Origin of the sequence: Streptantibioticus rubrisoli (assembly GCF_024436055.1) — a bacterium.
Taxonomy (GTDB): Bacteria; Actinomycetota; Actinomycetes; order Streptomycetales; family Streptomycetaceae; genus Streptantibioticus_A; species Streptantibioticus_A rubrisoli.
In genome coordinates, this window is record NZ_JANFNH010000016.1 from 92,749 (window position 1) to 116,558 (window position 23,810).

Annotated in this window: 20 protein-coding genes and 7 tRNA genes; 15 read left to right on the forward strand and 12 right to left on the reverse strand. The window is 72.0% G+C overall.

The genetic code is table 11. The features are described from left to right. Window positions 1-40: 40 nt before the first annotated feature. The 3 genes from cobT to NON19_RS16125 all read left to right on the forward strand — a co-directional run bounded on the left by cobT (window position 41) and on the right by NON19_RS16125 (window position 5,759). Window positions 41-3,475 (forward strand): nicotinate-nucleotide--dimethylbenzimidazole phosphoribosyltransferase, encoded by a 3,435-nt coding sequence (cobT, locus tag NON19_RS16115; RefSeq protein WP_255928667.1) that lies wholly within the window; start codon window positions 41-43, stop codon window positions 3,473-3,475. 185 nt (window positions 3,476-3,660) lie between these two features. Beyond that, window positions 3,661-4,887, forward strand: a complete 1,227-nt coding sequence (cobA, locus tag NON19_RS16120) for a uroporphyrinogen-III C-methyltransferase (RefSeq protein ID WP_255928669.1) — start codon at window positions 3,661-3,663, stop codon at window positions 4,885-4,887. Window positions 4,888-4,940: 53 nt separating this feature from the next. Continuing rightward, window positions 4,941-5,759, forward strand: a complete 819-nt coding sequence (locus NON19_RS16125; protein ID WP_255928671.1) for a TrmH family RNA methyltransferase — start codon at window positions 4,941-4,943, stop codon at window positions 5,757-5,759. Window positions 5,760-5,786: 27 nt separating this feature from the next. On the opposite strand, the gene NON19_RS16130 is transcribed toward NON19_RS16125, so the two are convergent. The 3 genes from NON19_RS16130 to NON19_RS16140 all read right to left on the reverse strand — a co-directional run bounded on the left by NON19_RS16130 (window position 5,787) and on the right by NON19_RS16140 (window position 10,056). Next, window positions 5,787-6,923 carry an acyl-CoA dehydrogenase family protein gene (locus NON19_RS16130; RefSeq protein WP_255928673.1) on the reverse strand — a complete coding sequence of 379 codons (1,137 nt, stop codon included), beginning with the start codon at window positions 6,921-6,923 and terminating at the stop codon, window positions 5,787-5,789. After that, window positions 6,920-8,113 carry an acyl-CoA dehydrogenase family protein gene (locus NON19_RS16135; protein ID WP_255928675.1) on the reverse strand — a complete coding sequence of 398 codons (1,194 nt, stop codon included), beginning with the start codon at window positions 8,111-8,113 and terminating at the stop codon, window positions 6,920-6,922. The genes NON19_RS16130 and NON19_RS16135 overlap by 4 nt, the downstream gene beginning before the upstream one ends. Before the next feature lie 668 nt (window positions 8,114-8,781). Then, window positions 8,782-10,056, reverse strand: a complete 1,275-nt coding sequence (locus NON19_RS16140; RefSeq protein ID WP_255928677.1) for a serine/threonine-protein kinase — start codon at window positions 10,054-10,056, stop codon at window positions 8,782-8,784. 277 nt (window positions 10,057-10,333) lie between these two features. Between NON19_RS16140 and NON19_RS16145 the strand changes: the two genes are divergently transcribed. Beyond that, complete coding sequence (locus tag NON19_RS16145) at window positions 10,334-10,576, forward strand: DUF8836 family protein (protein WP_255928679.1); 243 nt, start codon at window positions 10,334-10,336, stop codon at window positions 10,574-10,576. 290 nt (window positions 10,577-10,866) lie between these two features. Beyond that, window positions 10,867-11,073, forward strand: coding sequence for a hypothetical protein (locus NON19_RS16150; protein WP_255928682.1), 207 nt, complete (start codon window positions 10,867-10,869; stop codon window positions 11,071-11,073). Window positions 11,074-11,330: 257 nt separating this feature from the next. Here the strand turns inward: NON19_RS16150 and NON19_RS16155 are convergent. From NON19_RS16155 to NON19_RS16175, 5 genes are all read right to left on the reverse strand, one after another. Further along, window positions 11,331-11,402 (reverse strand) — tRNA-Val (locus NON19_RS16155). A 25-nt stretch (window positions 11,403-11,427) separates the two neighbouring features. Further along, a tRNA-Val gene (locus NON19_RS16160) sits at window positions 11,428-11,502 on the reverse strand. A gap of 42 nt (window positions 11,503-11,544) precedes the next feature. Further along, a tRNA-Val gene (locus NON19_RS16165) sits at window positions 11,545-11,616 on the reverse strand. A gap of 1 nt (window position 11,617) precedes the next feature. Continuing rightward, window positions 11,618-11,688: transfer RNA gene (locus NON19_RS16170), tRNA-Cys, on the reverse strand. Between the two features lie 26 nt (window positions 11,689-11,714). Next, window positions 11,715-11,787, reverse strand: a tRNA-Gly gene (locus tag NON19_RS16175). A 188-nt stretch (window positions 11,788-11,975) separates the two neighbouring features. On the opposite strand from NON19_RS16175, the gene NON19_RS16180 reads away from it, so the two are divergent. Both NON19_RS16180 and NON19_RS16185 read left to right on the forward strand, forming a co-directional pair. Further along, the gene (locus NON19_RS16180; RefSeq protein ID WP_255928684.1) at window positions 11,976-12,797 is read left to right on the forward strand and encodes an aminotransferase class IV; all 822 of its coding nucleotides are present in this window, start codon (window positions 11,976-11,978) and stop codon (window positions 12,795-12,797) included. Window positions 12,798-12,843: 46 nt separating this feature from the next. Then, window positions 12,844-13,674 carry a GNAT family N-acetyltransferase gene (locus NON19_RS16185; RefSeq protein WP_255928686.1) on the forward strand — a complete coding sequence of 277 codons (831 nt, stop codon included), beginning with the start codon at window positions 12,844-12,846 and terminating at the stop codon, window positions 13,672-13,674. Window positions 13,675-13,847: 173 nt separating this feature from the next. On the opposite strand, the gene NON19_RS16190 is transcribed toward NON19_RS16185, so the two are convergent. Next, window positions 13,848-14,366, reverse strand: coding sequence for a DsbA family protein (locus NON19_RS16190; protein WP_255928688.1), 519 nt, complete (start codon window positions 14,364-14,366; stop codon window positions 13,848-13,850). A gap of 163 nt (window positions 14,367-14,529) precedes the next feature. On the opposite strand from NON19_RS16190, the gene NON19_RS16195 reads away from it, so the two are divergent. Next, on the forward strand, window positions 14,530-15,003 hold the full coding sequence (locus NON19_RS16195) for a hypothetical protein (RefSeq protein ID WP_255928690.1): 474 nt from the start codon (window positions 14,530-14,532) through the stop codon (window positions 15,001-15,003). 352 nt (window positions 15,004-15,355) lie between these two features. Here the strand turns inward: NON19_RS16195 and NON19_RS16200 are convergent, their stop codons facing one another. After that, window positions 15,356-15,913 (reverse strand): CGNR zinc finger domain-containing protein, encoded by a 558-nt coding sequence (locus tag NON19_RS16200; RefSeq protein WP_255928692.1) that lies wholly within the window; start codon window positions 15,911-15,913, stop codon window positions 15,356-15,358. 249 nt (window positions 15,914-16,162) lie between these two features. After that, window positions 16,163-16,576: an SsgA family sporulation/cell division regulator gene (locus NON19_RS16205; protein ID WP_003959770.1), complete on the reverse strand. Its 414-nt coding sequence runs from the start codon at window positions 16,574-16,576 to the stop codon at window positions 16,163-16,165. A 325-nt stretch (window positions 16,577-16,901) separates the two neighbouring features. On the opposite strand from NON19_RS16205, the gene NON19_RS16210 reads away from it, so the two are divergent. From NON19_RS16210 to NON19_RS16220, 3 genes are all read left to right on the forward strand, one after another. Continuing rightward, a tRNA-Val gene (locus tag NON19_RS16210) sits at window positions 16,902-16,976 on the forward strand. A gap of 143 nt (window positions 16,977-17,119) precedes the next feature. After that, window positions 17,120-17,593: an SRPBCC family protein gene (locus NON19_RS16215; RefSeq protein ID WP_255928694.1), complete on the forward strand. Its 474-nt coding sequence runs from the start codon at window positions 17,120-17,122 to the stop codon at window positions 17,591-17,593. 61 nt (window positions 17,594-17,654) lie between these two features. Further along, window positions 17,655-17,726 (forward strand) — tRNA-Val (locus tag NON19_RS16220). Window positions 17,727-17,805: 79 nt separating this feature from the next. Here NON19_RS16220 and NON19_RS16225 read toward each other — a convergent pair. Further along, window positions 17,806-18,534, reverse strand: a complete 729-nt coding sequence (locus NON19_RS16225; RefSeq protein WP_255928696.1) for an exonuclease domain-containing protein — start codon at window positions 18,532-18,534, stop codon at window positions 17,806-17,808. A 243-nt stretch (window positions 18,535-18,777) separates the two neighbouring features. On the opposite strand from NON19_RS16225, the gene NON19_RS16230 reads away from it, so the two are divergent. From NON19_RS16230 to NON19_RS16245, 4 genes are all read left to right on the forward strand, one after another. Further along, complete coding sequence (locus NON19_RS16230) at window positions 18,778-19,344, forward strand: DUF4365 domain-containing protein (protein WP_255928698.1); 567 nt, start codon at window positions 18,778-18,780, stop codon at window positions 19,342-19,344. After that, on the forward strand, window positions 19,344-20,537 hold the full coding sequence (locus NON19_RS16235; RefSeq protein ID WP_255928700.1) for a hypothetical protein: 1,194 nt from the start codon (window positions 19,344-19,346) through the stop codon (window positions 20,535-20,537). Before NON19_RS16230 ends, NON19_RS16235 begins: the two co-directional genes overlap by 1 nt. Before the next feature lie 249 nt (window positions 20,538-20,786). Next, on the forward strand, window positions 20,787-22,766 hold the full coding sequence (gene thrS, locus NON19_RS16240; RefSeq protein ID WP_255928702.1) for a threonine--tRNA ligase: 1,980 nt from the start codon (window positions 20,787-20,789) through the stop codon (window positions 22,764-22,766). A gap of 81 nt (window positions 22,767-22,847) precedes the next feature. Beyond that, the gene (locus NON19_RS16245) at window positions 22,848-23,405 is read left to right on the forward strand and encodes an HIT family protein (protein WP_255928704.1); all 558 of its coding nucleotides are present in this window, start codon (window positions 22,848-22,850) and stop codon (window positions 23,403-23,405) included. Window positions 23,406-23,810 lie beyond the last annotated feature (405 nt).

The following is a 23,810-nucleotide window of genomic DNA, read 5'->3' on the forward strand; positions in this document are numbered from 1 at the left end:
CGGGGCTGGAAGGATCGATACCGATGGGCGAGGGGCACGCATGACTGACACCGGTGCCGGAGCGGCGAGCGGACACGCTCGCGGAGTGGACGGTGAAGCGGAGCGAGCCGCCCACGGAGCGGGTGAGGAGACGAGCCCGACCACGGGCTGGGCTCCCGGCGAGGGAGAGGCGGTCGCGCAGCCGCACGCCGAGCCGACCGGCGAGGCGGCCCACGCCGCGGCGCCGTCCGGGCACGGCTGGAGCACCGACGCGTTCCTGGCCCCCGCGACCCCCGCGTTCACCTTCCTCGACCAGCCGGACGGCGACCCGTCGGCCGTCGACGACGAGGACGACCTGCTGCTGATGCCCGCACCGCAGGGCTCCTGGGGCGACCCGCAGCCGGTGCCCGCGCAACCGGCACCGCCGGTGACGCCCGCCGCGCCGCCGCAGCCGGTGGTACCGGCGCCCGCTGAGCCCGAGCCGGTCGCGGTCGATCCGGCCTCGGTACCGCAGGACGGCGAACAGCACCCGGACGCGGCCGACTTCGCGGCGCCGCCCGCCACTTCGACGTCCGGCACGCCCGGGCAGGCCGCGGCACCGCGCCGCCCGCTGAACATGGGCCCGCCCGCGCCGGTCGGCATGCCGCACCCCGCGGCGGAGGCTGTGGGCGGCGTCTCCGTGCGCTCGCTGGCCGAACGCGGCCCGGCGCCCGCGCCCACCGCCGCGGCGCCGGTGCACCAGCCGGAGCCGCGGCCCATGCCGGAGGCCGAGCCGGAGTACGTCGACGCCTCGGCCGAGCAGGCCGCCGCGATCCCGGCCCAGCAGAGCGGCGAGTCGCCGGTGTCCGGCGGGCCGTGGGTAGCCGCGGAGGCACCGGCGGGGGCTGCGGTGGACGGTACTCCGGCCGCTGGCACTCCGGCTGCTGGTACTCCGGCTGCCGGTATGAACGTGGCGGAGCCGGTGGGTCCGGTTCCGGGTGACGCATCGGTTCCGGGTGCGGAGGCGCCGGTTGCCGGGGAGACGGTTGCCGCGGCGCCGGTTGCGGCGGAGGCTGCCGTCGCGGGTGCGGCTGATGCCGCGGTTCCGGTCGAGGGGCCGGTGCCGGGGGAGCCGGTTGTGGCGGAGGCTGCCGTTCCGGCTGCTGCCGCTGGGCCGGTTCCGGCTCCGGCGGAGGCTCCTGCTCCGGTACCGGCGGAGGCACCTGCTCACGCGGCGGCGGAGGCACCTGCTCAAGCGGCGACGGAGGCTCCTGCTCAGGCTGCGGCGGAGGCTCCTGCTCAGGCTGCGGCGGAACCCGAAGTTCCGGCCGCCGCACCGGAGGAGAGTCCCGCCGCGCCCGACGCGGAGACGCCCGCCCAGCCGCAGCTCACGGAGCCGGTCGCCGAGGCTCAGCCAACTCCCCTGGTGGGCACGCCCGTTACGCCCCCCGTGGTCGCCGAGCCGCTCCCCGGGTCCCCCGAGCACGCCCCGGCCGACGAACCGGGCGGCCTCGCCGACCTGGACCGCGAGCCCGTCGCCCCGTCCGCCCCGGTGCTGGCCCAGACGGAGCCGGTCGCGGAACCCGCGCCGAACTCCGCGACGGAGGCGGACATTTCACCTGAAACGCCCGCATCCGACGTCGTAGCGCCGCAGCAGCCCACCGCCGAGGAGCCCGCCACAGAAGCGGACACCGTCGAGCAGCCCGCCGCGGAACCGCAGACCGCGCCGGAGGCGCAGGAGGCCGAACAGCCCACCGCCGCCGAGCCCGCCCCCGCGTCGGGTGGAGTCGCCGCCGGGTACGACGAGGCGGTACGCGAGGCGGTGCACCGGGTCATCCGGGAGCGCCGCGACATCCGCAACGGCTTCCGTCCGGACCCGATCCCGCACGAGGTGCTGCTGCGCGTGCTCGAGGCGGCGCACACCGCGCCCAGCGTCGGGCACTCCCAGCCCTGGGACTTCGTGGTCATCCGGTCGACCCAGACCCGCGAGAAGATGCACGCGCTGGCGATGAAGCAACGGGAGGCCTACGCCAAGTCGCTGCCCAAGGCCCGCGCCAAGCAGTTCCGCGAGCTGAAGATCGAGGCGATCCTCGAAACGCCGGTCAACATCGTGGTCACCGCCGACCCGACCCGCGGCGGTCGGCACACCCTCGGCCGCCACACGCAGCCGCAGATGGCTCCGTACAGCTCTGCGCTGGCGGTGGAGAACCTCTGGCTGGCCGCGCGCGCCGAGGGGCTGGGGGTGGGCTGGGTCAGCTTCTTCGACGAGCGCGAGATGGTCCGCGAACTCGGCCTGCCCGAGCACCTGGAGGTGGTCGCCTACCTGTGCGTCGGGTACGTGGACGAGTTCCCCGAGGAGCCCGAGCTGATGCAGGCGGGCTGGTCCAAGCGCCGTCCGCTGTCCTGGGTGGTGCACGAGGAGGAGTACGGCCGTCGGGCGCTGCCCGGTGAGCAGCCGCACGACCTGCTCGACGAAACCCTGCGCGGCATCCGCCCGTTGGACGCCAAGGCGCTCGGTGAGGCGTGGGAGCGGCAGAAGCGGATGACCAAGCCGTCCGGCGCGCTCGGCATGTTGGAGATCATCTCCGCGCAGCTGTGCGGGCTGTCCCGGCAGTGCCCGCCGCCGATCCCGGAGCCCGCCGCCGTGGCGATCTTCGCGGGGGACCACGGGGTGCACGCCCAGGGCGTCACCGCCTGGCCGCAGGAGGTCACCGCGCAGATGGTGGCCAACTTCCTGGGCGGCGGCGCGGTGTGCAACGCGTTCGCCAACCAGGTCGGCGCGGAGGTGTGCGTGGTCGACGTCGGCGTGGCCGCCGAACTGCCCACCACCCCCGGGCTGTTGCCGCGCAAGGTCCGGCACGGCACCGCTGACTTCACCACTGGTCCCGCGATGACCCGTGAGGACGCGCTACGGGCGATCGAGGTCGGCATCGAGACCGCGCGCGACCTGGTGGCCGCGGGCAACAAGGCGCTGCTCACCGGTGAGATGGGCATCGCCAACACCACCGCCTCCGCGGCGCTGATCGCCGTCTACACCGGTGCCGACCCGGCCGAGGTGACCGGCCGGGGCACCGGGATCAACGACGAGATGCACGCCCGCAAGGTCGATGTGGTGCGCCGCGCCCTGGAGTTGCACCGGCCCGACCCGACCGACCCCATCGGGGTGCTCTCCGCGCTCGGTGGTCTTGAGCACGCCGCGATGGTCGGCCTGGTGCTCGGCGGCGCGTCGCTGCGTACCCCGGTGATACTGGACGGCGTCAGCGCCGGGGCGGCCGCCCTGGTGGCCCGGGCCATCGCGCCGGAGGCGCTGGCCGCGTGCATCGCCGGGCACCGCAGCGCGGAGCCCGGCCATATGGCGGCGCTGACCAAGCTGGGCCTGCGCCCGCTGGTCGACCTCGACCTGCGGCTCGGCGAGGGCACCGGCGCCCTGCTGGCGCTACCGCTGGTCCAGAGCGCGGCACGGGTGATGCACGAGGTCGCGACCTTCGACTCGGCCGGAGTCACCGAGAAGGACTGACACCTGTGGGGTCCGGGGCCACCGGACCCCACAGGTGTAGTGGGCTGGTCCCCAGGGAATTTCCCAGGCCAGGGGCCGTGCCCGGCGGACCAGCCGCTAATCTCGGAACCCCCGGAAACGGGAACCTGCCGCTCCAACGAAGCAGCGGCGCAGAGCCATCGCACCGCACGAGGAGCTGTACCGCCATGCATGAAAACGACGCGCCCGCATACCCCGTAGGGCTCCGCCTTGCCGGACGGCGCGTCGTCGTGCTCGGCGGCGGCCAGGTCGCCCAGCGCCGACTGCCCTCGCTGGTCGCGGCCCGCGCCGAGGTCGTGGTGGTCTCACCGTCGGTCACCGCGTCCGTCGAGGCGATGGTGGACGCGGGCGAGGTCCGCTGGGAGCGCCGCCGGTACCAGCCGGGCGACCTCGCCGACGCCTGGTACGCCGTGGTGGCCACCGACGACCCGCAGGCCAACGCCGCCGCGTCCGCCGAGGCCGAGCAGCGCCGGGTGTGGTGCGTACGCAGCGACGACGCCGACGCCGCCACCGCCTGGACCCCGGCCACCGGACGCAGCGAGGGCGTGACCGTCGCAGTGCTGACCGGCAGTGACCCGCGCCGTTCCGCCGCCGTGCGGGACGCGGTGGTGGAGGGCCTGCGCGACGGCACCCTCGCCGCCCCGCACCACCGGGCGCGCACCCCGTTCGTGGCACTGGTCGGCGGCGGTCCCGGCGACCCCGATCTGATCACCGTGCGCGGACGGCGGCTGCTCACCGAGGCCGACGTGGTGATCGCCGACCGCCTTGGCCCGCGCGACCTGCTTGACGAACTCCCGCCGCACGTCGAGGTGATCGACGCGGCGAAGATCCCCTACGGGCGGGCGATGGCCCAGGAGGCCATCAACACCGCGCTGATCGAACACGCCAAGGCGGGCCGCTCGGTGGTGCGGCTCAAGGGTGGCGATCCGTTCGTCTTCGGACGCGGCATGGAGGAGGTCCAGGCGCTGGCCGAGGCCGGGATCGCCTGCACGGTGGTGCCCGGAATCTCCAGCTCCATCAGCGTGCCGGAGGTGGCCGGGATCCCGGTGACCCACCGGGGCGTGGCACATGAGTTCACCGTCGTCAGCGGACACGTGGCGCCGGACGACCCCAGTTCGCTGGTGGACTGGGCGGCGCTGGCCCGACTGCGCGGCACGTTGGTGCTGATGATGGCGGTCGAGCGGATCGGCGAGATCGCCCGCACCCTCGTCGCGCACGGCCGGGACGCCGAAACGCCGGTGGCCATCGTCCAGGAGGGCACCACGGCCGCCCAGCGCCGGGTCGACGCCACGCTGGCGACCGTCGCACAGACCGCGTCCGCCGAGGGCATCCGGCCGCCCGCGGTGATCGTGATCGGTGACGTGGTCGCCCTGGGCTCGGCTAACCGTGGGTAACTCGGGTCGCCCCCGCCGTTGGCACCTCGGACGGGACAAGGCAGTATCACCCTGTGGCTGAGCTCATCACGATCGACGACCCAGACGACCCGCGGCTGCGCGACTACACCCGGCTGACCGACGTGGAGCTGCGGCGGCGGCGCGAACCGGCCGAGGGCCTGTTCATCGCCGAGGGTGAGAAGGTCATCCGCCGCGCCCGGCACGCCGGTTACCAGATGCGGTCGATGCTGCTGTCGGCGAAGTGGGTCGACACGATGCGCGACGTCATCGACGAAGTCCCAGCGCCCGTCTACGCGGTGAGTCCGGACGTCGCCGAGCAGGTCACCGGCTACCACGTCCACCGCGGCGCCCTCGCCTCGATGGAGCGCAAGCCACTGCCGGACGCGGCCGACGTGCTCGCCGAGGCACGGCGGATCGTGGTCATGGAAGCGGTGAACGACCACACCAACATCGGCGCCGTGTTCCGCAGCGCCGCCGCGCTCGGCATGGACGCGGTACTGCTCTCACCGGACTGCGCCGATCCGCTCTACCGCCGTTCGGTCAAGGTGTCGATGGGCGCGGTCTTCTCCGTCCCCTACGCGCGGCTGGAGCAGTGGCCGCGCGATCTGGAGACGGTACGCGAGGGCGGTTTCCGGCTGCTCGCCCTCACCCCGGACGCCAAGGCCGAGGACATCGACGTGGTGGCGCCGCACCGCATGGAGCGGGTGGCGCTCATGCTCGGCGCCGAGGGCGAGGGCCTGTCCACCCGGGCGCTGGTCGCCGCCGACCAGTGGGTGCGCATCCCGATGGCCCACGGCGTGGACTCGCTCAACGTGGGCGCCGCCGCGGCCGTGGCCTTCTACGCGGTCACGGCCGGGCGCCCGGTGGCCTAAGCGGCATCCGCGAGGCCGCTTAGGGCCTCACACGGCTGCGGGCAGGTCCACGAGGGCGGCGAGCGCCGCCCGGTGCCGTCCCGGTGTGCCCAGCGCGATCTCACTGGACTTGGCCCGCTTGAGGTAGAGATGGGCCGGATGCTCCCAGGTCATTCCGATGCCGCCGTGCAGCTGCACGCACTCCTCCGCCGCGCGGACCGCCGCCGGTGCGCAGTACGCCTGGGCCACGGCAACCAGTACGGCGGTGTCGGGGTCGCCCTTGGCCAGCGCGTCGGCGGCGGCCCGTGCGGCGGCACGTGCCGAGACCACCTCGAGCCAGACGTCGGCCAGACGGTGCTTGAGCGCCTGGAAGGAACCCACGACACGCCCGAACTGCCGACGCTGGCCCAGGTAGTTGACGGTCTCGTCCAGGCACCACTGCGCCACCCCGACCTGTTCCGAGGCGAGCAGTCCGGCGCCGGTCAGCAGCGCTCGGTCCAGCGCGGCGGTGGCGGTCGGCCCCACCACGAGCCGCGCGGCCGGAACCGCGGCCAACTCGATGTCGGCGATGGGCCGGGTCAGGTCCAGCGGGGTGGCGGCGCTGATCCGGACGCCGGGCGCGTCGGCCGCGACCTCGTACAGGCCCGGTCCGTCGGGGCCGATACCAGGGACGAGCAGCAGGTCCGCCGCCGTCGCGTCGGCGACGCTGGAGACCCGTCCGCTCAACTCACCGCGCGCGTCGGCACGTACGCCTTGTGGGAACGCGCTGCCCGGCGCGGTGGACAGCGGCACCGCCAGCGTGGCGGTCGACTCGCCGGACGCCAGTCGGCCGAGCAGCGTGGCGACGCGCCCGTCACCGGTGTCACAGCCCAGCAGCGCGCTCGTGGCCAGTACCGCACTGCCGAGGAACGGTACCGGGGCCACCGCGCCGCCCAACTCCTCCAGCACGACGCCGACTTCCCGGGCCGAGGCGCCCTGGCCGCCGAGCTTCTCCGGCACCAGCAGCCCGGCCAGCCCGAGCTGCAGCCGCAACGTCCGCCAGAGGTCCAGGTCGTAGGGCGTGTCGCTGTCGCAGCGGGCGAGCACCGCCGACGCCGGGCAGCGGTCGGCCAGCAGATCGCGCACCGCCGAGCGCAGGTCGTCTTCCACGTCGGAGTACAGCAGGTCAAGGCCAGCGGAGCTCATCGGGGCAGGTCCTTCCAGGCGGCGTCCTTGTCGGTACGCGGTTCCGAGGGCAGGCCGAGCACCCGTTCCGCGATGATGTTGCGCAGGATCTCCGAGGTGCCGCCCTCGATGGAGTTGCCCTTGGCGCGCAGATAGCGGTAGCCCGCGTCGCGCCCGTAGAAGTCCACCGTGTCGGGGCGGGTGTTCGTCCAGTCCCCGTAGCGCAGCCCCTCCTCGCCGAGCAGTTCCAACTCCAGTCCGCTGATGGCCTGGTTGAGCCGGGCGAAGGCGAGCTTCATCCCGGATCCCTCGGGTCCGGGCGCGCCGACGGCGAGTTGCTGGCGTACGCGTTGTGTGGTGAGCCGGGTGGCCTCGGCGTCCACCCACAACCGCAGCAGCCGGTCGTGTAGTTCGGGGGTGCGCAGTTCCGGACGCTCGCGCCAGGTGGTGGCGGCACGGGCGATCATGCCGCCCTCGCGGGGGAGTTCGGAGCCGCCGATCGCCACCCGCTCATTCATCAACGTCGTCTGCGCGACCCGCCATCCGTCGCCGACCTCGCCCAGCCGCAGTGTGTCCGGGATCCGCACATCGGTCAGGAAGACCTCGTTGAACTCCGCCTCACCGGTGATCTGCCGCAGGGGGCGGACCTCCACACCCGGATCGGTCATGTCGCAGACGAAGTACGTGATGCCGCGGTGCTTGGGCACATCGGGGTCGGTACGGGCGATGAGGATGGCCCAACGGGCGTTGTGCGCGTTGGAGGTCCAGACCTTCTGGCCGGTCACCACCCAGTCGTCGCCATCGCGCACCGCGCGGGTGCCCAGCCCGGCGAGGTCGGAGCCCGCGCCGGGCTCGCTGAACAACTGGCACCACACCTTTTCGCCGAGCCACAACGGGCGCAGGAAGCGCTTGCGCTGCGCGTCCGTTCCGTACTGGAGAATGGTTGGCGCGGCCATGCCGAGGCCGATGCCGATCCTGCGCGGTTCGTTGTCCGGCGCGCCTGCGGCCGCCAACTCGGCGTCCACCACGCTCTGCAGGGCGCGCGGCGCGCCCAGTCCGCCGAGCCCCGGCGGAAAGTGCACCCAGGCGAGCCCGGCATCGAACCGGGCCCGCAGGAACTCCAGCCGCGGGGTGCTGACCGGGTCGTACTCGTCCAGCAACTCCCGCACCCGCCGCAACACGTCCGCCGTGCCCGGCTCCTTCCCCGCCATACGCCCGTCCTCTCAGCTGGGAACTAAGCAAGCGCTTGGAAACCTACCCAAGCGCGGCGGCCCGCGCCAGAGCGCGGTGCGACCTTTCTGCGATTCCGGCCCCGACGGCCGAGCCCTTTCGCCCTGCGGGTGCGCGATGCGCGGAGCCGTCTCCCGCCCTCGCTGCGGCCCGTCCGCCCTTTGCCTGGCCTGCGGCGAGCCCGTCACCGCCGGTCCACGGCGAGGGGGTTGCCCACCGCGGCGGCGGATATGGCTCGGGGGCAGGCCCCCGCAAACCTCCGCCAGAGATGGCGCCCGCCCCAAATCAGCGCGAGGGCCCCACGATGACGCGGCTGGGCGGTGCCGCACCGGCCGCGCACCCCAACCGAGAGTCACAAGGGGGACTTGCGAACCGCAGCCCGGGTTGCCACCAAATTCCGCCGCGATGGCGAGCACTCCCGTGACGCGGCCCGGCGGTGTCGAACGTGCCGTTCCCGCAGGGCTGGGGCGTCGCGCGGTCGGTCCGGCGCCCACCCCAGATTCCGCCGCGACGGCGAGCACCCCCATGACGCGGCCCGGCGGTGTCGAACCAGCCGTACCCCAAAACGCCCCAAAGCACCGCGCAAACCGCGCACCGCACACGCACCGCGCCCCCAGCCAAAGCCCGCGCCGGTGCGGCGCGGGAGGGGCTACGGCGCCGCGGTAGCGGGCCGTACCGTGGGGGGCGTCGGCGAGCCGACGACCCCGAGGCTGCGGGCCGGTCCCTCGCATCCCTGGGCCATCGCGATGCCCAACGCGACCAGCAGCGTGACCGTCACGAACACGATCAACCGCTGCCGGAGCAGGCCGCGATCCCGCCGCTTGGCAGTGCGCCGCGCCGCCTGGCCACCCCGTACCGTCGAAGGCCGCTGCGGAGCAGGAGGCCGCGAAGCGGGAGTCCGCTGCGGCGGCCGGGCCGCCCCCCGCCCCGCGCCGGAGCGGGGCACCGGCGTGCGCGGCGTACCGGTACGCACCGGAGTGCCCCCGGACGCGCCCTCCGTAGGCGCCACGCGCCGCTCAGTGCGCTGCTCGGCGTACTCCTGAGCGCGGCGGCCGACCGGCCGCTCCCCGCGCGGAACCGGTGCCTTGGGCAGCGCGAGCCCCCGCGCCTCCCGGGCGGCGATCTCCGAGAGCCGCTCCGCCAGCCGAGCAGTGCTCGGCCGGTCCTGCGGCTCCTTCGCCAGACACGCGTGCACCAGCGGAGCCAGCGAGTCCGGTACCCCCCGCAGATCCGGCTCCTCGTGCACCACCCGATACAGCATGACCTCCGAACCGCCTTGCCCGAAGGGGGAGTCGGCCGCCGCCGCGTAACACAGCGTGGCGCCGAACGCGAACACGTCCGTCGCCGGGGTGACCGCCGCACCGCGCACCTGTTCAGGTGCGAGGAAACCGGGCGAGCCCACCGCGGTGCCGACATGCGTCAGCGTGGTCGCGCCGGTGGACCAGGCGATGCCGAAGTCGATGATGCGCGGCCCCTTGGGGGAGAGCAGGATGTTCGACGGCTTGAGATCCCGGTGGACCACCCCCGCGTCGTGCACCGCTACCAGGCCCTCGGCCAGCGCAGCGCCGATCGCGGCGACCTCGGCGGCGGGCAGTGGCCCCTCCGCGCTGACCTTGTCGTACAGCGAGGGCCCTGGCACGTACTGGGTGGCGAACCACGGCCGGTCCGCATCGAGGTCCGCGGCCACCAGCCGCGCCGTGCAACCGCCACGGATCCGGCGCGCCGCCGACACCTCACGGGCGAACCGTTGCCGGAACTCCTGATCCTCCGCCAACTCCGGGCGGATCACCTTCAACGCCACCCGCTGACCGCGCTTGTCGGCGCCCAGATAGACCACGCCCATCCCGCCGGCGCCGAGCCGCCTGTGCAGCCGGAACGAGCCGACGACACGCGGATCCTCGCGCCGGAGCCGCATCATCGCCATGTCCTTCCCCTACCTCCGGTGGGAAGGCCCTGCCCGCCCGTCGCCCCCCACCGTGCTCGATGGTGGCGCCGCACGCCGTGTGACACCCGCCCGGTCCGTCTGACGAGGCACAGCTTACGGACTGACCGGCCGGGACGCGGAGAGGCGCCGCACGCGTCAACGGACGGATTGTCAGTGGTCGGTGGGATCCTGGTCAGGTGGGCACCGGTCCGCCGCCGCGATCGGGCGGAGTTGCCCCATCTCACCAACCGCCCGTCGGATGAGGGGGATTGACGGCATGAAAGGTGATCGTGTGGAGATAGTGGTGGACGCGGGGGACACCACGCGTACCTACGAGGTGATGGCCACCAGGGCCGGGCGCCGGGTGGAGACCGCGGTGCGTCGCGGGGTGGTCGAAGTGAGTGAAGTCACCAGGAGCGGCTCCGTGGTGCGTACCGCGCGGTTCATGGCGAACCGGGTACTCGCGCTCGTGGAGCAGCCGATACCCAGGGACGAGGCGGAGGAGGCGGACGGCGCGTAGCGCCGGTTGACGTGCGCCGCGGCGGGGACCCGGGGGCGCCCGCGAGGGGATCCCCTGAGGGACTCGGGCGGGCGTCTCCAACCAGGGGAGTACTCCGGGAGCCGCGGCGTCATCCTCGGGGAGGCCAGCGAAGCTGTACGAGGGCATGACGACCCGCACCTCCCGCGCGCCTAGTGTTGAGGTCAAGCGGCGGGCAGCACACTCGTCCCCCGAGGTCAGAGCCCGCCGCTGCCAAGGCTGGTAATCATGCGAACGATCACGGTGGGAAGAGGAAGGCAGGGGGAGCGGCCATGACGGACTCGGCGGCACGCGCGGTCAGGCGCGTACGCGAGCTGAAGTCCACCGCGCTGCCCGCGGGAAGCCGGACGGGGACCCGGCACCCGCTGGTGGCCGTCGCCATGGCCGTCCCGCCAGCCGTGCTGCTGGCTGTGGCCTGCGGCGGCTGGCACGCCGTGGTCGTACAGGCGTCGTCCGTGGCTGGGTTGATGGGGCGCTGACGAAGCGTTCGTGGTCCGGGAGAGCGGCCCGGGCGGGAAACCGGCGACAGGACCCCGTGGGGACGGGGGGCGAAACGGACGGCACGGGGCCCGGACACCTGGGAGAGGTGTCCGGGCCCCGGTCTTACCCATCGGTCTTCTCTGACGCCAGTGAAACGGCGGTGACGCCAGTGGAACGGCGGCGGCGCCAGCGGAACCGTCGCTTCGCTGGGAGACGACTGAGGGCCGGAGCATCGCTCCGGCCCTCGGCCTCGGTGTGGACGATACTGGGATTGAACCAGTGACCTCTTCCGTGTCAGGGAAGCGCTCTCCCGCTGAGCTAATCGTCCTTGTACAACAGCCCTGGTGGGGGCCTGGTGCGCGATACTGGGATTGAACCAGTGACCTCTTCCGTGTCAGGGAAGCGCTCTCCCGCTGAGCTAATCGCGCGGGCGGCACCGCAGGGGCACCGTAGGGTCCTGACGGACCCAGTGGACGATACTGGGATTGAACCAGTGACCTCTTCCGTGTCAGGGAAGCGCTCTCCCGCTGAGCTAATCGTCCGAGGTGGAGACGGGATTTGAACCCGTGTAGACGGCTTTGCAGGCCGTTGCCTCGCCTCTCGGCCACTCCACCAAGCGAGGATCCAAGGACCCCCTCCGAGCGGACGACGGGATTCGAACCCGCGACCCTCACCTTGGCAAGGTGATGCTCTACCAACTGAGCCACGTCCGCGTGTGTCTCCCCCGGACACCGTCCGGGAGTGATCTCCGCCGGTTCGCTTCCGCGTCCCGGCGACGTGTTGAACTCTAGCGGAATTCCGCGTCAGCTCAAATTCCGTTTCCGCAGCGTGCCGGGCAGGTAGAGGGTGGACGGAGGTAGCGTCGACAACGGAAGGGGCGCAGGAGCGGAGGGCGACGACCGTGAAGATCTGGGTCGATGGCGAACTGAGGGACGCGGCCAGCGCCGTGGTCTGCGTGCTTGACCATGGTCTGACCGTGGGCGACGGCGTGTTCGAGACGCTCAAGGCGAGCAACGGCACCGCCTTCGCCCTGGACCGGCACCTGGCCCGGCTGGCCCGCTCGGCGCACGGCCTGGGGCTGCCGGAGCCGGACCCGGCGCGGGTGCGCGAGGCGTGCCGCGCGGTGCTCGACGCCAACCCGGTGCCTTACGGCGCGTTGCGGATCACCTACACCGGCGGCATCGCCCCGCTCGGCTCCGTGCGCGGCGACGGCGAGCCGACCCTGGTCGTGGCGCTGGAGGCCACGGTGCGGCGGCCGGAGACCACCGCGATCGTCACCGTCCCCTGGGTGCGCAACGAGCGCGGCGCTCTCGCTGGCCTGAAGACCACCTCGTACGGGGAGAACGTGGTAGCACTCGCGCACGCCCGGGAGCGTGGCGCCTCCGAGGCGGTCTTCGGCAACACCCGTGGGCGGCTGTGCGAGGGCACCGGAACCAATGTCTTCGTCGTCCTCGGCGGTGAACTGCTCACGCCACCGCTGGACTCCGGATGTCTGGCGGGCATCACCCGCCAGTTGGTGATCGACTGGGTCGGGGCGCGCGAGGCCGACCTGCCGCTCGATGTGCTCGACGTGGCCGACGAGGTCTTCCTGACCTCCTCGACGCGTGATGTTCAGGCGGTGCACCGGGTGGACGACCGTGAACTGCCCGGCGCGCCCGGCCCGGTCACCGCCAAGGCGGCCCGGGTGTTCGCCGAACGGTCGGCGGCGGACGTCAATCCGTGAAGTGAGCGGGTGGCGGTGAGACCGCCACGGGAGGGGGAGCGAAGCCATGACGACGACTCTGCGGCCCGCGGAGGCGGAGCGGCGGGACGCGGACGGAGGGCGCTCGCGACGGTTCACCGTCTGCGTCAACAGCCGCCCGGTCGGCTCGATCGAGATCGCCACCGACCAGCGGTTCGGCCCCGAGAGCGGGCGGATCGTCTCGCTGGGGATCGACGAGCGGGACCGCGGACGCGGGCGCGGTACGGTCGCCGCCCTCGCCGCGGAGGAGGTGCTGCGCGGTTGGGGGTGCCGGCAGGTGGAGGTGCGGATTCCAGCCGACGCGGAGGCCGCGTTGCGGCTAGCCGGTGCGCTGGGCTACACGGAGCGAAGCCGCGCCATGAGCAAGCCCCTGCGGGCGGCTCCGCCGCCCGTACTGCCCGAGGGCGTCGAGGCGCGGCCGATGCGGGAGGACGAGTACGAGACCTGGCACGAGCACGACCGGGCGCGCTACGTCGACGACTGGGTGCGGCGGGGAGTGCCGTACGAGAAGGCGGTGGCCAGGGCCGACGCCGATTACCGGACGCTGCTGCGGGACGGCCCGCACACCGCGGACGCGGTGCTGCGGGTGCTAGCGCAGGACGGGGAAGCCATCGGCTGGCTGTGGGTGGCGCTGCGGTCGGACGGCTCGGCCTGGGTGTACGTCGTCGAGGTCGCCGCGGCGCGGCGTGGCCGGGGCCACGGCCGCACGCTGATGCTGCTCGCGGAGCGCGAGTGCTGGGCGGCCGGGGTGCGCACGCTCGGCCTCAATGTGTTCACGGGTAACGCTCCCGCGCAGCGGCTCTACGCGTCACTGGGGTACCGCCCGACGACGGTGGACTTGGTCAAGCCCCTGCTCTGAGCGCTCCGCTGGGAGTGCGGCGAGGCGCTGTCGGTCGTCTACGGCACCGTCGTGGCTGGTCGCGCCCACGCGGCGGAGCCGCACATGAACACAGCCCCGCGCCCCTTCGGGGCGCTACCGAACCGCGGCGGACTTCGCCCGACCTGCCCGGGCCGTCGGGCTTTCGGCGCGCCCTACTCGGTGGGCGAGGCGAGGGCCTGGTCAGCGAGTTGCTGGATGCGCTCGCGCAGTCCGGCCTGGCTCTTGCCGCCGTCCAGCCGCGCGCCAGCGATCCCGTACGTCGGCGTGCCCGTCACGCCGATCGCCTTGCCCTCGGCGTGGTCCGCGTCGACGGTGAGGATGTGGCGGCCGTCCACCAGGGCGGTGTCCAGCTCCTCGCCGTCCAGTCCCAACTCCCCGGCGATGCGCACCAGTAGCGGCTCGCCCTCACGGTCGAGCTCTTCGACCCGCTCCAGTACCGCCGCCACGTACTCCCAGCCGCGCCCCTGGACGAACGCCTCCTCGGCGGCCTGCGCCGCGGCGAAGGCGTGTTTGTGCTTCTCCAGCGGGAAGTGCCGCAGCTGGATCTCCAGCCGGTCGCCGTACTGGTCGCGTAGCGCCAGCAGGTCCTGCTGCCAGGCGGTGCGGCAGTCGGGGCACTGCAGATCGCACCAGAAGTCGAGGGTCACACCGCGGGGGTTGGCTTCGTTCATACGGCCAGTCTCTCAGTAGGTCGCGGGGAGGATCACACCCCGAGATCTCCCTGAAGCCGGGGTCCGACCATGGCCCGGTGCGCCGCGGCCGGTGCACGATGGAGATGACGCACATCCGGCTGATTGGAGTGGCCATGTCCGGAACCGGCATGAGGAGCGGGCGATGCTGACCGCCACCGTGTGCGTCGCCCTGTCCGGCGCGGGACTCGCGGTCGCGTTGCTGACCGCCTGGCGGCGCCGGTTCCGCCGGGCGACCCGCATCGCCGCACTGGCCCTGCTGCCCATCGGGCTGTACGAGGCGGGGCTGGTCACCCTCGCGGGCAGGGTCGGCACGGCGGTCGGCAGCTGGGCCACCGGTCTGGTGCTCAAGCCCACGGTGTGGGCGGGCTTCGCGGTACTGGCCCTGGCCGTGGTGCTCTACGTCTCCACCCGCTTCGGTGACGCGAAACAGGTCACCCGCGCCGAGCGCAAGGCCGCCGGGGCGTCGCGCGGTGGCCCGGCCGTCACCGCCGGTAGCGCGCCGCAGCTGGGCCGGTCGAAGCCCGTCGCCAAGGCGAGGGCGAAGGGCGCGGCGGACGACGAACTCTCCTCCGAAATGGGGGACATTGAGGAAATCCTCCGGAAACACGGCATCTGAACAAGTCTGTTGGGCGCGGCGCGGCGGTGACACGCCGCGCCGCGCTCCACAACCACCCCCGCGGGTCAGCGTGTTGGGTTTCCCCTGAGCGGCCGCGTTACGCCATGATCGTTACCGGCAGCCGCCAACTCTCCTCTGTCGTAAGCGACTTGAGACTTACCGGGGCGTACTGTTGTGCGAGCTCGCCCCCTGTCGAGTGACTTACGACCTGTCGAGGCCGAGTACCAGATGAACGACGACTCCCGTGGGTGCCTGTTCGCGCTCTCCCAGCCGCCGCTCATCGTGTTTCTCGGGGTGATCGGCACGCTGATCTTCTGCGGCGCCTGTTACGACCTGCTCGGCTTCTGACCGCTCAGCGCGCCGCCTCCCGCTGCCGGGCGCGGTACGCGGCGACGTGCAGCCGGTTGCCGCAGGTGCGACTGTCGCAGTAGCGGCGCGAGCGGTTGCGGGACAGGTCGACGAACGCCCGACGGCAGTCCGGCGCCGCGCACCGGCGCAGCCGGTCCCGTTCGCCCGCGACCACCAGGAACGCCAGCGCCATCCCGCCGTCCGCGGCGAGCTGCTGGGCGAGCGAGGCGCCGGGGGCGAAGTAGTGCACATGCCAGTCATAGTCGTCGTGGTCGGTCAGCCGGGGGGTGGTCCCGGCCTCCGCGACCATGGTGTTGATCAGGGCCGCCGCTTTGCGGCTGCCGGTCGCGGTCAGCACCTCGCTGAACCGGTCCCGTACCGCGTGCACCGCCGGAAGGTCCGACTCCGCGAGCTGTCCCACATCGCTGACCCGGTTGCGCGCCACGAAGTCGCGCAGCGACTCCAGACCGTCCAGCCTCTCCCGGCCCTCGCTCTCCGGCGCGGTGTTGAGCAGATCGACGACGCGGTCGAGGGCGCACCGGGTGTCGTGGTTGATCAGCACGGCTTCGCTCCCTGGCCAGTGGGTCGGACAGCGCACCGGCGGGGCGGGCCCGCGGTTGTTGCCGGGTGACTTTACTCAAGCGGACCGCGTACTGTCGCCACCCACCTCGGCCCGGTGGCCCGGCCCGCAGCGGCGCCGTACACGCAGAAGCGCCGCGCCGCGGGGACTGCGGCTACGGCGCTCCGACGCGCGATGTCAGGCCCGCGTCGTCCCCCCGAGTAGGACGGCCGCGGGCAGCGGGCAGGGGAGTCAGCTCTCCGCGAGGATGTGGGACAACTCCGTATCGAGGTCGAAGTGACGGTGCTCGGTGCCCGGAGGTACGGCAGCGTCGGTCCGCTTCAGGAACGACTCCAGCGCCCGCGCGGGGGCTTCCAGCAGCGCCTCGCCTTCTGGAGAGCTCAGGGCGATGCAGACAACGCCCTGGCCATGGCTCCTGGAGGGCCAGACACGGACATCGCCGGTTCCGGTGGGACGGTGCAGCCCCTCCGCGAGCAGGTCGCGGGCAAACACCCATTCGACCGTCTCTTCGGCACCGGTGTGGAAGGTAGCGTGCACGGCGTAGGGATCGGCCGTGTCGTACCGCAGGCCCGCGGGTACGGGCAGTGAGGATTCGCTCGACACAACGAGGCGCAGGTGCAGCTCGCAGCTGACCGTGGTGTTCATAAGCGCCAAGGCCTTTCGCTCAGTGTGCGCTCGGGGATTCGCACGTCGGCGAAATCGACATGCCACCTGCGAGGACGTTGTAAACCCCTCTGACTGGTTTGTGAGGTTTCTGGTACTTCGTTCGGACCAGTCCTGGGCTGCCCCGGTGGGCCGATGCGGTGAGCGGTCGGATCGGTCGACTGTACCGTGGTGATCACGAAGAGTGACGGTAGCGCTTCGCCTCCGGTGGTGTCTCCAGGCGGGCGCGGGCGCACCGAAGCACGACCGGTGGCACCGAGGTGGTCAGGAGCCCCCGCTGACATGCGGTAATGTTGTCTCCGCGCCGGGGCGATTAGCTCAGTGGGAGAGCGCTTCGTTCACACCGAAGAGGTCACTGGTTCGAACCCAGTATCGCCCACCAACGCGAGGGCGACCTGTGTCCGCGGAAAACGCGGACTGGGTCGCCCTGGTCGTTTTTGCTCGGCTCGGCTGCGCCTCGCGAGGCGGGGGCTTCGCCACCCGCACCCCCTTCTCGGCGCGCCGGTTGCCGCCACACTGGGTGCCATGGACTGGTGCCGTTACCGCTTCCGCGACGTCTGGCGGCTGGACGCTCCGCCCACGGAGGTCTACGCGGTCCTGGAGCGCGCCGAGGAGTACCCCCGGTGGTGGCCGCAGGTGCGCCGGGTCGATCCGATCGACGAACGGAGCGGCACCGCCCGCTTCCGTTCCGTCCTCCCGTACGACCTGGTGATCACCGCCCGCGAGGCGCGGCGCGACCCGGCGGCGGGGGTGCTGGAGATCGCGATGACCGGTGACCTTGAGGGCTGGGCGCGGTGGACGCTCAGGGCAGGCGGCACCGGGACGCGGGCGCTGTACGAGCAGCAGGTGACCGTCCGCAAGCCCGTGATGCGCTGGCTCGCCGTGCCCGGTCGGCCGTTCTTCCGCGCCAACCACGCGCTGATGATGCGCGCCGGGCGCCGGGGGCTGTGCGCCCTGCTCGCCGAGCGGTCGGAGCTGGGCCGGGAGAACGGCGTTTGAACACAACGTCCCGCGCACTGTATTGTTCTGCACGTGCCGCGGGGAACACCGCGAAACGCCCGGGCGATTAGCTCAGTGGGAGAGCGCTTCGTTCACACCGAAGAGGTCACTGGTTCGAACCCAGTATCGCCCACCCGGATCAGGCCGGTCAGCGTCAAATCGCTGACCGGCTTTGTGCGTTGCGCGCCTCGTGGCCTCGTCCGGGATGGGCGTCAGGCCGCCGCTGGCAGTTCCGGGCGCAGCGGCCACGCCGGGTCGCAGCGTTCCGGAGAACCGTTTCTGGCGAACCATGCCTCCAGGCCGCGAGCCTGTGCCGCATGCCACAACGCCTGGCGCACATGCAGCTCGGCCGGTGACATCGTGCCGATGCCGCCCTGCGCGTATCGGCGGCCCATCGCCCGTACCAGGCGCAACGACGCCAGCGCGTCGGCCGCCGCGTCGTGCGCGTCGGTGAGCGGGACCCCGTAGTGGGCGCACAGGTCTCCCAGGGTGCGGCGGCCCTTGCGGTAGCGGTCCGCGTACTTGTCCAGCACCCTCGGGTCGAGCACGCACAGCGCGGTGCGTTCCAGATAGCCGAACAGGCCGAGCCCGCGGTGGCGCCTCAACTCCCGGTCCAGCAGGGTCAGATCGAACGGGGCGTTCATCACCACCAACGGTGTCCCCGGTTCCGCCTCGTTCGCCAGCGCCCGCGCCATCGACTCCACCGCGGGACCCGGCGCCGCGCCGTACTCCCGCAGATGCGCGTCGGTCAGACCGTGCACGGCCCGTGCGGCGTCCGGCACCGGCACCCCCGGGTCAACCAGCCAGCGCAGGAAGCGGGGTTCGGTGTCCGCGCCGTCCTGCACGACGAGGGCGGCGGACACTATGCGGTCGTGCTCCACGTCCACGCCGGTGGTCTCGGTGTCGAACGCGGCGAGGGGGCCTTCAAACCAACGTGTCATGACCGCTCCCCTCTCCGCCCTCTTGACGCGACCGGACAACCCACTGTCCGTTTCCTACCCGTGACGCCATGTCATCGAACCGTCGAAACATGCACCGATTCGCACCCGTTTGCGGATCATGCCCGCCGGAGAAGACAGAGTTGACGGACCGTTCGAATCCTGGGTGGCCAAACCGCCCCGGCCGCTGGATGGTTCGTCGCGGGGAAACGATTCGCGCAAGGCCCGGAAGGCACGGCAGCAGCCATGGCGCTCGCTCAGCCCGAACCCGGCGGGCTGCTCCCCGAGCGGACGGCACCGCTCCGGGGAGGACTCGCCACCACCAGTTGCATGGAGACCCTGCAGGTGGGCTACCTGCATGCGGTGGCCGCGGCGGCCGGATGCTCGCTCGCCCAGCCCTTTCCCGACAACGGCATCGACTGGCACCTCAGCCACAGCGCGCGCGGTCACGCGGTGGACGACGAGGTCACCATCAAGGTGCAGCTCAAGTGCACCTACCAGGTGGCGCCGAACCCACCGGGGCCGTTCTTCTCCTTCACGTTGGAGAACGCCCACCTCGCCAAGCTGGCCCGTACACCGGTGTCGGTGCACAAGATCCTCGTCGTGATGCTGGTGCCGCGCAGTCAGGAGCACTGGCTGCGCGCGGGCCATGACCGCATGGAGCTGAGGCACTGCTGCTACTGGACGAACCTCGCCGGTCAGCCGGTGACGGGAAAGTACAAGACCACCGTGCGGATCCCCACCTCCCGGATCTTCGACGACCGGGCGCTGTGCGAGATCATGACGCGGGTCGGGGCGGGAGGGAGACCCTGATGCGACTCACCGGACCAGACCCCCAGCCGTCCGGCCCCGGGCCGCAGGAAGCCGAACTGCCCGACCCCGAGCGGGTCGACCCGCAGGTGCTCACGGCTCTGCTCGCCCGGCACGGCTGGCAGCGCCGGGGCGGTGAGAGCGGGCGGTACACCCGCTGGACGCCGCCGGGCAGCGACCCGCGCCGCGGTGTTTCGGGCACCAGCCTGCTGGTGCCCGCGAGTTCGCGGTACGGGGACTACGCCGACCTGGTCGGCGAAGCGCTGAGCGCGCTGGCCCGGTCCGGCGCGCCCTCCGCCCGCGAGGTGCTGCTCGCCCTGTCGGTGCCGGGGGACGAGATCCGCTGGCGGCGGGATGTGCCGCGGTGCGCCGGGGCGGTGCCGTGGACCGCGGCGGAGCGGCTGCGGGACGCGGTGCGCGGCATGCTGCTGGCCGCGGCGCGGGCCGCCCAGAGCAGCGCCGGGTACTTCGGGGAACGGCACGGGCGGTACGCCACCGCCTATCTGGAGCGGGTGCTGATCGGCCCGTCCGCCGGGGGCCACCTGCTGACCGCGTACGCCCCGGCGCCGGACGGGCGGCGCGTCACCATCACGCTGCTGCGCGCCCTGCAGGCGGCCCGGGACGCGGTGGACTACCAGCGGGCCACCGGGGGCCTTGAGGCGTTCGACGCGGCGGTGGAACTGGGCGTCTGTCATGAGCTCGTCACGGCGGTGGCCCGACTGGTACGGGACAGTGAGGGCGCGGAGATCACTTTGGCCTGGTCACCGGCGGCCGGGCTGCCGCTCGGGGTGGCCGCCCAGCCCGAGCCGGTGGAGTTCTCGCCGGGCGACCTGCCCGCGCTGCACCAGGCCGCCGCCCGCTACGCCGCCGCCGAGCCGCCGGTTCCGGTCACCGTGACCGGGACCGTGGTCCGGCTGCGCAGCGCCCGCCCGGCAGACGGCGGCGCGGTGCGGCTGCGGGTGCTCGGCGGTGCGGACGTACGCCAGGTGCGCATGCGGTTGGCGGCGGACGACTATCGCGTCGCCGCCCACGCGCATCTGGTGGGGTTGCCGATCCGGGTCAGCGGGGCGCTGGAGCCGAGCCGCGGCTTCCGGCACTTGTCGGGGGCGAGCGGCGTGACGCTTCTGCGGCTGGACGCGGCCGAACGTGACCGCCTGCTCAAGTCCTTGCAGGAGGCGGCCGACGCCGTGGACTAGGCGTCCCGCTGCAGTGCGGTGATGTGCCGTCGATCGTCTGCCGCACCGGTGTGGCTGGTCGCGCCCACGCGGCGGAGCCGCACATGAACCCAGCCCCGCGCCCCTTCAGGGTGCCACCGAACCGCCGGACTTCGCCCGACCCGCGCAGCCCGCCATGATCATGACTTCGCGCCGCAGTGGCTGGGCTCGGTACGATTCAGCGGTGCAGCATCCGCTGCCGACCGCATGTTCATGAGTCAGGAGAAACCGGTGTCAGAGCTCCGTGTGATCATCAAACGCGATTCCGTGGAACGGGAAGAGCGCGTGGTCACGACGGGGACGACGGCCGCCGACCTCTTCGAGGACCGCTCCGTCGTCGCTGCCCGTGTCGCCGGTGAGCTGAAGGACCTCAGCTACCCGCTCTCCGACGGCGACGAGGTCGAACCCGTCACCATCGACAGCGAGGACGGGCTGAACGTCCTGCGGCACTCCACCGCGCACGTCATGGCACAGGCCGTCCAGGAGATCTTCCCGGACGCCAAGCTCGGCATCGGCCCGCCGATCAAGGACGGCTTCTACTACGACTTCGACGTCGCCGAGGCCTTCCACCCCGATGACCTCAAGCGCATCGAGAAGAAGATGCAGGAGATCGTCAAGCGCGGCCAGCGCTTCTCCCGCCGCGCGGTCAGCGACGAGGCCGCCCGCGAGGAGCTGGCCGCCGAGCCGTACAAGCTGGAGCTGATCGGCCTTAAGGGCTCCGCCGCGGAGGCCGCCGAGGGTGCCTCGGCCGAGGTCGGCGCCGGTGAGCTGACCATCTACGACAACCTGGACGCGAAGACCGGCGAGCTGTGCTGGAAGGACCTGTGCCGTGGTCCGCACCTGCCGACCACCCGGATCATCCCGGCGTTCAAGCTGATGCGCTCCGCCGCCGCGTACTGGCGCGGCAGCGAGAAGAACCCGCAGCTGCAGCGGATCTACGGCACCGCGTGGCCGTCCAAGGACGAGCTGAAGGCGTACCTCGACCGGCTGGCCGAGGCCGAGAAGCGCGACCACCGCAAGCTCGGTGCCGAACTCGACCTGTTCTCCTTCCCGGAGGAGATCGGCTCCGGCCTGCCGGTGTTCCACCCCAAGGGCGGTGTCATCCGCCGGGTGATGGAGGACTACTCGCGGCGCCGCCACGAGGAGGCCGGGTACTCGTTCGTCAACACCCCGCACATCACCAAGCAGGAGCTCTACCAGACCTCCGGCCACCTGGACTGGTACGCGGACGGCATGTACCCGCCCATGGAGCTGGAGGAGGGCCACAAGTACTACCTGAAGCCCATGAACTGCCCCATGCACAACCTGATCTTCAGGTCCCGGGGCCGCTCCTACCGTGAACTGCCCCTGCGCCTCTTCGAGTTCGGCACCGTCTACCGGTACGAGAAGTCGGGCGTGGTGCACGGTCTGACCCGGGTGCGCGGGCTGACCCAGGACGACGCGCACATCTACTGCACCAAGGAGCAGATGGCCGACGAGCTGGACTCGCTGCTCACCTTCGTGCTGAACCTGCTGCGCGACTACGGGCTCAACGACTTCTACCTGGAGCTGTCCACCAAGGACCCGGAGAAGTTCATCGGCTCCGACGAGGTCTGGGAGGAGGCCACCCAGACGCTGCGCGAGGCGGCCGAGAAGCAGGGCCTCGACCTGGTGATGGACCCGGGCGGCGCCGCGTTCTACGGACCGAAGATCTCCGTGCAGGCGCGGGACGCGATCGGCCGCACCTGGCAGATGTCCACGATCCAGGTGGATTTCAACCTGCCCGAGCGGTTCGACCTGGAGTTCCAGGCCGCCGACGGCTCCCGGCAGCGTCCGGTGATGATCCACCGGGCACTGTTCGGCTCCATCGAGCGGTTCTTCGGCGTGCTGACCGAGCACTACGCGGGTGCGTTCCCGGCCTGGCTGGCGCCGGTCCAGGCGGTCGGCATCCCGATCGGTGACGGGCACGTTCCGTACCTGGAGGAGTTCGCGGCGCAGGGGCGGGCCAAGGGGCTGCGGATCGAGGTGGACTCTTCGGCGGACCGCATGCAGAAGAAGATCCGCAACGCCCAGAAGATGAAGATCCCGTTCATGGTCATCGTGGGTGACGAGGACGTGGCGAACGGTGCGGTGAGCTTCCGCTACCGCGACGGTTCGCAGAAGAACGGCATTCCGCGTGACCAGGCGCTGGCCGAGATCGTTGATGCTGTGGAGCGCCGTATCCAGGTGTGACTGGTCCCCGCGTGGCCGGGGTGACGAGGGGCGGACCGCAAGGTCCGCCCCTCGCCGCTTCGCACCGCGCCCGGGGCGAATATGCTGCACAACATGACGACTGAGCCGGAGCAGCAGATCGGAGTGGGAACCCCGGACGCGTTCCAGCGCCTGTGGACCCCGCACCGCATGGCGTATATCCAGGGCGAGAACAAGCCGACCGGTCCGGAGGCCGGTGACGGCTGCCCGTTCTGCGCGATTCCGGACAAGTCAGATGTCGACGGGCTGATCATCGCGCGCGGTGAGAAGGTCTACGCGGTGCTGAACCTGTACCCGTACAACGGCGGCCATCTGATGGTGGTGCCGTACCGGCACGTCGCGGACTACACCGACCTCGACGAGGCCGAGACGGCGGAGCTCGCGGAGTTCACCAAGCGGGCGATGGCCGCGCTGCGCTCGGCGTCCGGAGCGCACGGGTTCAACATCGGCATGAACCAGGGTGCGGTGGCGGGGGCGGGTATCGCCGCCCATCTGCATCAGCACGTGGTGCCCCGCTGGGGTGGTGACACCAACTTCATGCCGGTGGTGGGGCACACGAAGGTGCTGCCCCAACTCCTCGCGGACACGCGGGCCATGCTGGCGGCTCACTGGCCGCAGTGACCTGCGGGTCCGCCGTGCGCCCCGCGATCCGCGCTGCGCGCGTCGTCCTCAAACGCCGGACGGGCTGATTTTCCCACCAGCCCGCCCGACGTTTTCGCCAACTGGCCCGACGGTTTCCATCAATCCGGCCCGACGGTTTCCACCAAGCCCGTCTGGTGGTTTCCATCAATACGGTCCAGCGGTTTCCATCGAGCCCGTCCGGCGTTTTCGTCAATCCGGTCCGATGGTTTCCATCAAGCCCGTCCGGCACTTTCGCCAGCCGGTCCGGTGGTTCCACCGAGCCCCTGCGGCGTTTGCGTCGCCGGTCCGACGGTTTCCACCGAGGCGGTTCGGTGGTTCCAAAAGCTCCTCCGGCGGCCTCCATCAAGCCCGTCCGGCGTTTGAGGACAAAAGGGCGGGCGGGTG

Excerpts from the sequence above, each read along its gene's own strand:
- cobT (WP_255928667.1), top strand. The coding sequence starts at position 41 with ATGACTGACACCGGTGCCGGAGCGGCGAGCGGACACGCTCGCGGAGTG.
- cobA (WP_255928669.1), top strand. The coding sequence starts at position 3,661 with ATGCATGAAAACGACGCGCCCGCATACCCCGTAGGGCTCCGCCTTGCC.
- NON19_RS16130 (WP_255928673.1), bottom strand. The coding sequence starts at position 6,923 with ATGAGCTCCGCTGGCCTTGACCTGCTGTACTCCGACGTGGAAGACGAC.
- NON19_RS16135 (WP_255928675.1), bottom strand. The coding sequence starts at position 8,113 with ATGGCGGGGAAGGAGCCGGGCACGGCGGACGTGTTGCGGCGGGTGCGG.
- NON19_RS16140 (WP_255928677.1), bottom strand. The coding sequence starts at position 10,056 with ATGGCGATGATGCGGCTCCGGCGCGAGGATCCGCGTGTCGTCGGCTCG.
- NON19_RS16145 (WP_255928679.1), top strand. The coding sequence starts at position 10,334 with ATGAAAGGTGATCGTGTGGAGATAGTGGTGGACGCGGGGGACACCACG.
- NON19_RS16150 (WP_255928682.1), top strand. The coding sequence starts at position 10,867 with ATGACGGACTCGGCGGCACGCGCGGTCAGGCGCGTACGCGAGCTGAAG.
- NON19_RS16185 (WP_255928686.1), top strand. The coding sequence starts at position 12,844 with ATGACGACGACTCTGCGGCCCGCGGAGGCGGAGCGGCGGGACGCGGAC.
- NON19_RS16190 (WP_255928688.1), bottom strand. The coding sequence starts at position 14,366 with ATGAACGAAGCCAACCCCCGCGGTGTGACCCTCGACTTCTGGTGCGAT.
- NON19_RS16195 (WP_255928690.1), top strand. The coding sequence starts at position 14,530 with ATGCTGACCGCCACCGTGTGCGTCGCCCTGTCCGGCGCGGGACTCGCG.
- NON19_RS16205 (WP_003959770.1), bottom strand. The coding sequence starts at position 16,576 with ATGAACACCACGGTCAGCTGCGAGCTGCACCTGCGCCTCGTTGTGTCG.
- NON19_RS16215 (WP_255928694.1), top strand. The coding sequence starts at position 17,120 with ATGGACTGGTGCCGTTACCGCTTCCGCGACGTCTGGCGGCTGGACGCT.
- NON19_RS16225 (WP_255928696.1), bottom strand. The coding sequence starts at position 18,534 with ATGACACGTTGGTTTGAAGGCCCCCTCGCCGCGTTCGACACCGAGACC.
- NON19_RS16230 (WP_255928698.1), top strand. The coding sequence starts at position 18,778 with ATGGCGCTCGCTCAGCCCGAACCCGGCGGGCTGCTCCCCGAGCGGACG.
- NON19_RS16235 (WP_255928700.1), top strand. The coding sequence starts at position 19,344 with ATGCGACTCACCGGACCAGACCCCCAGCCGTCCGGCCCCGGGCCGCAG.
- NON19_RS16245 (WP_255928704.1), top strand. The coding sequence starts at position 22,848 with ATGCTGCACAACATGACGACTGAGCCGGAGCAGCAGATCGGAGTGGGA.